8 protein-coding genes and 2 pseudogenes are annotated in these 7,894 nt (G+C 67.6%); 3 read left to right on the forward strand and 7 right to left on the reverse strand.

The genetic code is table 11. The features are described 5' to 3' along the window. The 3 genes and pseudogenes from ACZ6KY_RS17130 to ACZ6KY_RS17140 form a co-directional block, all read left to right on the forward strand. Window positions 1-159: pseudogene (locus ACZ6KY_RS17130) on the forward strand (IS5/IS1182 family transposase); the annotation flags it as partial. Between the two features lie 81 nt (window positions 160-240). Further along, window positions 241-597, forward strand: coding sequence for a hypothetical protein (locus ACZ6KY_RS17135; RefSeq protein WP_326789546.1), 357 nt, complete (start codon window positions 241-243; stop codon window positions 595-597). 130 nt (window positions 598-727) lie between these two features. Then, window positions 728-997, forward strand: a pseudogene (locus ACZ6KY_RS17140) (transposase); the annotation flags it as partial. 179 nt (window positions 998-1,176) lie between these two features. Here ACZ6KY_RS17140 and ACZ6KY_RS17145 read toward each other — a convergent pair. The 7 genes from ACZ6KY_RS17145 to ACZ6KY_RS17175 form a co-directional block, all read right to left on the reverse strand. Then, a complete protein-coding gene (locus ACZ6KY_RS17145; protein ID WP_469311093.1) occupies window positions 1,177-1,437 on the reverse strand; it encodes a hypothetical protein in 261 nt (86 codons plus the stop codon). 161 nt (window positions 1,438-1,598) lie between these two features. Further along, on the reverse strand, window positions 1,599-2,138 hold the full coding sequence (locus tag ACZ6KY_RS17150; protein WP_469311094.1) for an MBL fold metallo-hydrolase: 540 nt from the start codon (window positions 2,136-2,138) through the stop codon (window positions 1,599-1,601). Further along, entirely contained in the window at window positions 2,138-3,223 is a 1,086-nt protein-coding gene (locus ACZ6KY_RS17155; RefSeq protein WP_469311095.1) for an S-(hydroxymethyl)mycothiol dehydrogenase, read from the reverse strand. Before ACZ6KY_RS17155 ends, ACZ6KY_RS17150 begins: the two co-directional genes overlap by 1 nt. A gap of 60 nt (window positions 3,224-3,283) precedes the next feature. Continuing rightward, the gene (locus ACZ6KY_RS17160; RefSeq protein WP_469311096.1) at window positions 3,284-4,501 is read right to left on the reverse strand and encodes a cytochrome P450; all 1,218 of its coding nucleotides are present in this window, start codon (window positions 4,499-4,501) and stop codon (window positions 3,284-3,286) included. Window positions 4,502-4,545: 44 nt separating this feature from the next. Then, complete coding sequence (locus tag ACZ6KY_RS17165; RefSeq protein WP_392181493.1) at window positions 4,546-5,535, reverse strand: PDR/VanB family oxidoreductase; 990 nt, start codon at window positions 5,533-5,535, stop codon at window positions 4,546-4,548. A gap of 130 nt (window positions 5,536-5,665) precedes the next feature. After that, entirely contained in the window at window positions 5,666-6,430 is a 765-nt protein-coding gene (locus ACZ6KY_RS17170) for an IclR family transcriptional regulator (protein ID WP_469311097.1), read from the reverse strand. Between the two features lie 51 nt (window positions 6,431-6,481). Then, window positions 6,482-7,693 carry an ABC transporter substrate-binding protein gene (locus ACZ6KY_RS17175; protein ID WP_469311098.1) on the reverse strand — a complete coding sequence of 404 codons (1,212 nt, stop codon included), beginning with the start codon at window positions 7,691-7,693 and terminating at the stop codon, window positions 6,482-6,484. Window positions 7,694-7,894 lie beyond the last annotated feature (201 nt).

The raw sequence follows: 7,894 nt of genomic DNA on the forward strand, positions 1-7,894 counted from the left end.
GGCTTCGACAGCGAGCGGTACAAGAAGCGCAACACAGTCGAACGAGCCATCAACCGCCTGAAAGGCTTCCGCTCAGTCGCCACACGCTACGAGAAGCGCGCCTACATCTACCTAGGCACCGTCACCCTCGCAGCCCTCCTCATCTGGCTCCGCACATGATCCGAGAAACAGTGCCTAGTACTCCAGTGTGGCTTCGTGATCGCGTCGGTGGTGTCAGTGGCGCCCCCTACTGTGACGGGCATGGGTTATGACGTGCACATCACCAGACGTACGCCGTGGTGGGAGGACGAGGGCGAGCAGATCACGACGCAGGAGTGGGCGGCGGTGGTCGCTGCCGACCCGGAACTGGAGATGGTTCAGGTGGCCCGGGCTTCTCCGCGAGGCCAAGACGTAGTGTTGGAGTACCGACACGAGTGGCTGGCACAGATGGTCACCCACCCCGAACGGGACACTCACGGAGCCTGGTTGGACTGGCGGCGAAACGGGAGCATCGTGGTGAAGAACCCGGATGCACTTCTTCTCAAGAAGATGCGGGAGATCGCTGGGGTGCTGGGGGCGCGCGTCCAGGGCGACGACGATGAGTACCACGACGAGTGAACGCTGCCCGCCCGCAGCAGGAACGGCCACCGCGTGATCATCAGGGGTTGTATGGACTCCTGAAGATCGTGCTGTGGCCGCGGGCCACAGCGTAGACCCTGCCCGGTGGCGGGCGATGTTCGATGAGGTCATGGCCCGGATTGCGGGCAGGTTCAGGCGGGTTGAGCCCCGGGCCGCGGCACGTGCGTACCTGCTCGGGCCGCTGTCGGGCGTCGAGCGGAAAATTTGTTGGCAGTTGGCCGAGCAAGCGGGCCGTATGCGGCCCGGGCCGATGCAGCGTCTGCTGCGATACGCCCGCTGGGACACCGATGCCGTCTGCGACGACCTGCGCGCCTACGCCGCCGAACGCCTCGGCGCCGACGGCGTTCTTGTTGTCGACGAGACCGGTTTCCTGAAGAAGTGAGGTGACCCCAAGGCCGGGTGGTTAGCATTTTCGCTGGTCACGCAAGGGGAGTTGGGGTCCATGCTGTGGCGGCATAGAGGCCGGGGCCCAGTTTGTGGATGAGGCCGGTTTCGGCCCATCTGGAAAGCTGTCGATACATGGTCTCCATCGTGATGTCGCCGAAATGGGAGGCGATGTCACGGGCGCCAAAGACGGGTGGGCTCCTTCTCGAGCAGGGCCAGGATCCGGTGACGGCGGCGCTCGGCGAGGGCGGTGTGCCGGTCGTCGCGGGAGACGGCGGGGAGCTGGGGGCGGGATTCCGCAGGCTTGAGGACGTTGATGTCGAGACCAGTGATGGTGCGGCTGGTGTCGGGCCTGCCGTCCTCGTGGCGGGTGCTGTATGTGACCAGGCTCGGTAGTTGGCACCATGCGACGTTCGCAACCTGCGCTGATGCCAACCGGCTTCAGTAACCAGGGGTCCGGAATCAGCGAGATAGTTGGCACTTTGGTATAGCGCAGGTCACAAGGGGTGCCGCCATCTACTCATGAGGCTGGGCGTAGGTATGTCCGCACCGCAGCTGGTCGAGGACGAGTGCGCCGACTCCATCACCGACTCCGTTCAGTGACCGGAGGCTATCCAATCCTCCAGATGGGGAGCTTCCGTCCGGATGCTCGTATCGCTGCCGTGCCCGGTGTGGACCTGCGTGCCGGGCGGCAGGGTGAGGAGTCGGTCGCGGATCGAGCGGATGATGGTGGGAAAGTCCGAGTACGAGCGCCCAGTGGCTCCGGGACCGCCCGCGAACAGAGTGTCGCCGGTGAACACAGTGCTGAGTGTGGATGCGTACAGGCAGATCGATCCCGGTGTGTGGCCGGGGGTGTGTACCACCCGCAATTCCGTCCCCGCGACGTCGATGCACTGGTCATGGGACAGGTAGCCGTCAGGGCTGTGCTCGGGATGGGTGTGCTTCCACAGCAGTCGGTCGTCCAGGTGCAGGAGGATGGGAGCTCCGGTGGCTTCGGCGAGCGCCGGGGCTGCGTTGATCACGATCGCCTCGTGGTCGTCACCGACGATCCAGACGTTGTTCTCGACGTCCCAGAGGCCGCCGTCCAGGCTGAAGGTGCCTGAGGTTGTGAGGCGTTCGATGCGGACCCCGGTCATCAGCAGATCACCACCGAGCGGAGGACATCGCCCTTGTGCATGCGGGCGAAGGCGTCTTCGACCTGGTCCAAGGTGATCGTCTCGGTGACGAAGGAGTCGAGGTCCAGGCGGCCTTGGAGGTAGAGGTCGATGAGCATGGGGAAGTCGCGGGACGGGAGGCAGTCGCCGTACCAGGAGGACTTGAGCGTGCCGCCTCGTCCGAAGACGTCCAGTAGCGGCAGGTCGAGTTGCATGTCGGGAGTGGGGACGCCCACGAGGACGACGGTGCCGGCCAGGTCACGGGCGTAGAACGCCTGTCGGTAGGTCTCCGGCCGCCCGACGGCTTCGATGACGATGTCGGCGCCGAATCCGCTGGTCAGCTCGCGGATCGCCTCGACCGGGTCGGTGTCGCGCGCGTTCACGGTGTCCGTGGCGCCCATCGTCCGGGCTGTCTCGAGCTTGAGGTCGTCGATGTCCACGGCGATGATCTTCGCGGCGCCGGCCAGCCGGGCGCCGACGACGGCTGCGTTGCCGACGCCTCCGCAGCCGATGACAGCGACGGTGTCGCCTCGGCCTACTCCTCCTGTGTTGATCGCCGCACCGATGCCTGCCATGACCCCGCAGCCGAGCAGGCCGGCGGCGGCTGGTGAGGCGGCCGGATCGACCTTCGTGCACTGGCCGGCGGCGACGAGGGTCTTTTCGGCGAAGGCGCCAATACCGAGGGCGGGTGACAATTCGGTGCCGTCGGTGAGGGTCATCTTCTGGCGCGCGTTGCGCGTATCGAAGCAGTACTGCGGGCGTCCACGTCGGCATGCGCGACAACGGCCGCAGACCGCCCGCCAGTTCAGGACGACGAAGTCGCCCGGCACCACGTCGGTGACTCCGGTGCCGACCGACTCCACGATGCCCGCCGCCTCGTGTCCGAGAAGGAACGGGAAGTCGTCGTTGATGCCGCCTTCTCGGTAGTGCAGGTCGGTGTGGCAGACGCCGCAGGCCTGCACTTTTACCACCGCCTCGCCCGGCCCTGGATCGGGCACGACGATCGTCTCGACGCGCACCGGCTCGCCTTTGGCGCGGGCGACGACGCCGCGTACGTGCTGAGGCATGGATGGATCCTCTCGACTGTCTGTATGGAAAGTGAGGCTCGGGTTTCCGACGGACGGTGGTCAGCTCGCGGGACGCACGCGTACGGGGAGCGCTGCGAAGGAGCGCAGGGTGTTGTTGAGATGCCGGCGCGGTTCGCCTGCGAGCTCGATACGTTCCACCCGTCGGGCCAGGGCGGTGAGGAGTGCCTCGGCTTCCAGGCGGGCCACGTGCTGGCCTACGCATTGGTGGATGCCCATGCCGAAGCCGACGTGTCCGGATGGATCGCGGGTGAGGTCGTAGCGGTCCGGGTCGTTCCAGCGGGCCGGGTCGCGGTTCGCCGCGCCGAGGAACATGAGGATCTTGGATCCCTCGGGGATGAGGGATCCTGCGATCGCGACGTCGGTCGTGGCGGTGCGGAAGAAGGTCTGGACGGGTGACTGCCAGCGCACTGCCTCATCGAATGCCACGCGGGCCAGGTCGGGGCGTTCGCGGAGCCGCTGCCATTCGCCGGGGTGGCCGGCGAGGGCGTAGAGGGTGGCGGCCAGGCCATGCACTGTGGTGTCGACGCCGGCGGTGAGAAGGGAGCGTACGACCAGCGGTGCCTGCTCGTGGGTGAGGTCGCCGCGGTCGGCAGCGGCCCAGATACGGGCGCCGAATCCGTCATCGGTGAGGGCTTGGCGGGCGCACTGGGCGTTCACCCAGGCGGACAGGTCGGCGGCCCTGGCAGCGTCTGCCTGCACGAGGGCGTTGACGGGGCCGAAGGCATTAAAAGCCATGTTGCTGTAGGGCAGGAGGTTGTCGCGGCCGTCGGGTCCCAGTCCCACAGCGTCTGGGAAGACGCGCAGCGGGAATGCTTTGGCCAAGGCTTCGAACGCGTCGAAGTCGGTTCCCTGGGTGGCCAGGACGGTGTCGACCAGGTCGTCGGCTATCGGCTGCCATGCCGCACGCAGTCGGCGCAGTGCTGGTGGGGCGAGTATCTCGCGCAGGACGCGGCGCGGTGCGTCGTGGTGCGGCGGGTCGGCCTCCAGCAGCAGGCTCGGAGGCCGCCAGGGCTTCGAATGGCGGAAGTTGGCCAGTCCCACGCCGGCGGCGGACTGGAATGTCTGCCAGTCGACGAGGGCCGCGTGCACGTCGCGGTATCGGGCGAGCGCGTAGACGTCGTAGCGGGACAGCCGCACGACGGGACCTGCTTCCCGAAGGGTGTGGTGCAGGGGTTCGGGCGTCGTGAGGTGTTCGGTGGCGAACGGGTCGGCGTCGCTCGTGGGCGGTTCGACGGCAACGGCGGGTGCTTCGGACATGGCGGCTCCAGCGAAGTGCGGCTCGGGAAGGGGCGGGTCTTGGCTCAGAGATCCAGGACCAGGCGGGCCGAACGGGAACGTGAAACGCAGGGCAGCATGCAGTCGTTGGCGGCGCGTTCGTGTTCGGCCAGCACCGAGTCCCGGTGGTCCGGGGTACCTTCCACGACCGGGGTGAGGCAGGTGCCACAGGTGCCGTGCTCACAGGAGGACAGCACGTCGGCACCTGCCTGCCGAACGGCTTGAAGGACGGTGACGTCGGGGGTGATGGTCACTGTCCGCCCGCTGCGGCACAGTTCCACCTCGAAGGGTCCGCGGTGCACCGGCTCTGTCAGGGCCTTGGCTGTGAATCGCTCGGTCCGCAGGCTGTACGGCGGCCACTGGGAAGATGCTGCCTCGACAGCGGCGAGCAAAGGACCCGGTCCGCAGCAGTACACCTTGGTTCCCGCGTCTGGTTCGCTCAGCCAGGCCTCCAGGTCGAGCAGGCCGACCTCGTCCTGGGGGCTGATGTGTACGCGATCGCCGTAGGAGGCTGTGAGTTCCTCGAGGAAGGCCATGGAGACCCGGCTGCGGCCTCCGTACAGCAGCTGCCAGTCGGCTCCGGTCACGTCGGCTTGATGCATCATCGGCAGCAGCGGGGTGATGCCGATGCCGCCCGCGATGAACAGGTACCGCTCGGCAGGCGCCAGGGGGAAGTGGTTGCGCGGACCTCCGACCTCCACGAGGTTCCCGGGCATGAGCTGATCATGGACGTAGGCGGAGCCGCCCCTGCCAGGGGCTTCGCGAAGGACAGCGATGCGGTAGGTGTACGGGTCCCATCGGTCGCCGCACAGGGAGTACTGGCGAGTCACTCCGCTCGGCAGGATGAGGTCGATGTGCGAGCCGGGCGTCCAGTCCGGCAGCCGTGTGCCGTCGGGATGCGCGAGGGTGAGTGACACGACGCCGTCGGCGACAGGGTCCTTGTCCTGCACCTGCAACGTCACGGTGGAGAGGTTCTGCTGCAGCGGAGCGGTGGGCAGCAGGTTGTGTACGACCACGTTGTCGCCTCCCGTCTGTGGAATGCAGGAAGCATGCGCGCGGGCACCGTCGGACCGCGACGGCATTCTCATTCAGCGAGAGACCGACTTCGCGGAGATGTCATGCGGCTGTCGCATCGCCGTCACATGCCTATGGACTGTCCTGTGTCCCGCGTCCGGCCAGCGCGCGGGAGATGCCCCGGGCGGCGGTCCGTACGACGGGGACCACGGCCTGGGCGCCGGCCTCATTGGGCACGATGACCGACAGCGCCGCGATCACCGTGCCGTCCGCACCGCGGACGGGCGCGGCTACGCCCAGGGCCTCCGCGTGGACGTAGCCGGGGCAGTACGCATAACCCTGCTGCCGGATCTCGGCCAAGGTCGCGCGCAGTTGTGCCGGTGTGGCCGGTGTGGCCGGTGTGTACGCGGTCAGCGGGCTGTCCAGGATCCTTTGCTTGAGGTCACTGGGGCCGTGGGCGAGGAGCACCAGACCGCTGGAGGAGGCGTACAGAGGAAGCCGCCCTGCGATCCGGGTGTAGTTGATCACCGCCTGTGGTGCCGAGAGCCGTTCGAGGAAGAGCACGTCGTCGCCGTCGAGGACGCCGATCTGCACGTGGTGGCCGACGACGTCGTGGACGCCTTCCATGAACGGCATTGCGTGATCACGCAGGGAGAGGGTGGGGGAAGCGCGGGTTACCAGCTCCCACAGCCGCACGCCGATGCGTACTTTGCGGTCGGAGTCCCGGCTCAGGAAACCGTGCGCCACGAGCTCGGCCACGAGGCGAGAGACCGTGGCCACGTGCAGGCCGGTTCGACGGGCGATCTCGGAGACCGTCAGCGCCGGCTCGTCCTGGCTGAACGCTTCGAGAATGCGGGCTGCCCTGGACAGCACCGACTCCTGATGGGGTGTGTGCATGGCGAACCGTTCTGCTGGTCTCCCAGCCGGGGGCGGTGTCCGTCTCTGCGTCTACTCGTACGCACGGTCCATGGCAGCCAGTGCGTGAGCGATGTCCGTGGTGCCTGCGAAGAGGGCACGCACCTGCTCGAAGTGTGTCTGCTGCACCTCTGAGTTGGGCCATCGCTGATCCATGAACGGTACCGTCGTTCCGTCCTTCTGCCGCCGTGCCACCTCCGCGACGGCGGGATCGACGGAGAAGGAGTTGCTGGGCAGCGCGGGCAGCGTCGCTCCGGACCGGTTGTACAGGTTCTGGCCCCGTACTGATCCCAGGAAGTCCACGAACGCAAGTGCCGCTTTGCGGTGGGGGGCCTTGGCGTTGAGCCCGTAGGCAGCGGAGACGGCGCCGGGCATCCGGGTTTCGTTCGGCTGATCCGTGGCCGGCAGGGCCGTCATCCGGAAGTGCATTCCTGGGGCCGCGGCACGCAGAGCGGCGAGAGTGCCGGCGACCTGGACCACTCCCACTGCTCGCCCGTCGGCCACTTGGTCGAGGGCGTCCTCGTAACTGGTTTTGAGCGGAGCAGTGCTGAAGCAGCCACGATCGCGCATCTCCAGGTACTTGGTCATGGCTTGGCGCCATCCCGACCGGGCGAAGCTCTCCTTGCCGGACTCCATCTGCGTGTCGAAGCCGGGGTCGTGGGCGTACACCGTGGTGGCGACCAGTGCGTAGTCGACGAGCTGGGTGACCCACGGGGTCTGGTTGCCCAGCGCGAAGAGCACCTTCCCGTGCCGGCGGGCGGTGTCGCACAGGGCGAGGAGGGCGCTGTAGGTGGTGGGCCGGGTTCCGCCGATGGCCTTGAGCGTTTCCGCCGAGTAGATCGCGCCGACAGCACTGAAGGTGACGGGTACCAGGTACGTACCGACGCCGCCGTCGGTGACCGGCCGCATGCTGTCCGGTATCCGGCCGGCGAAGAAGCGCAGGCTGAGTGCTTCCAGGAAGTCGTCCTCTTTCAAGGCCAGGACGGAGGCAGGGTTGCCGCTGCCGGGCCAGACGGTGAAGACGTCCGGCGCCTTGCCTGCCCGAAGCTGCTGCGGAAGCTCCTTCTGCAGGGTGTTGGTGTCGGCGTAACTGACGATGACGTGGATGCCGGGACGGACTCGGTGGAAGGCCGCGACGACGGCCTGCATCGAAGCCTTGTCGGTGATGTTGGCCCTGACGGACACCTCGGTGTCCGAGGTGTCACTGCCGGCTCCGATGACGGAGCAGCTGGTCAGAAGCGTCATGCTCAACGCCAGGGATGCGGCGAAGCGAAGGGGTCTCGGTCTGCGGGACACTGGCGGGCTCCATGCGGTGGTGGAGGCGGAGGTTCGACGAGCCGGACGGGAATGGCTGAGGCGGGGGGGGGGGGGGGGGGGGGGGGGGAGGGGGGGGGGGGTGGGGGGGGGTGGGGGGGGGGGGGAGGAGCGGGGGGGGCGAAGTCGGAG

It is taken from the genome of Streptomyces sp. NPDC042002 (assembly GCF_055588305.1).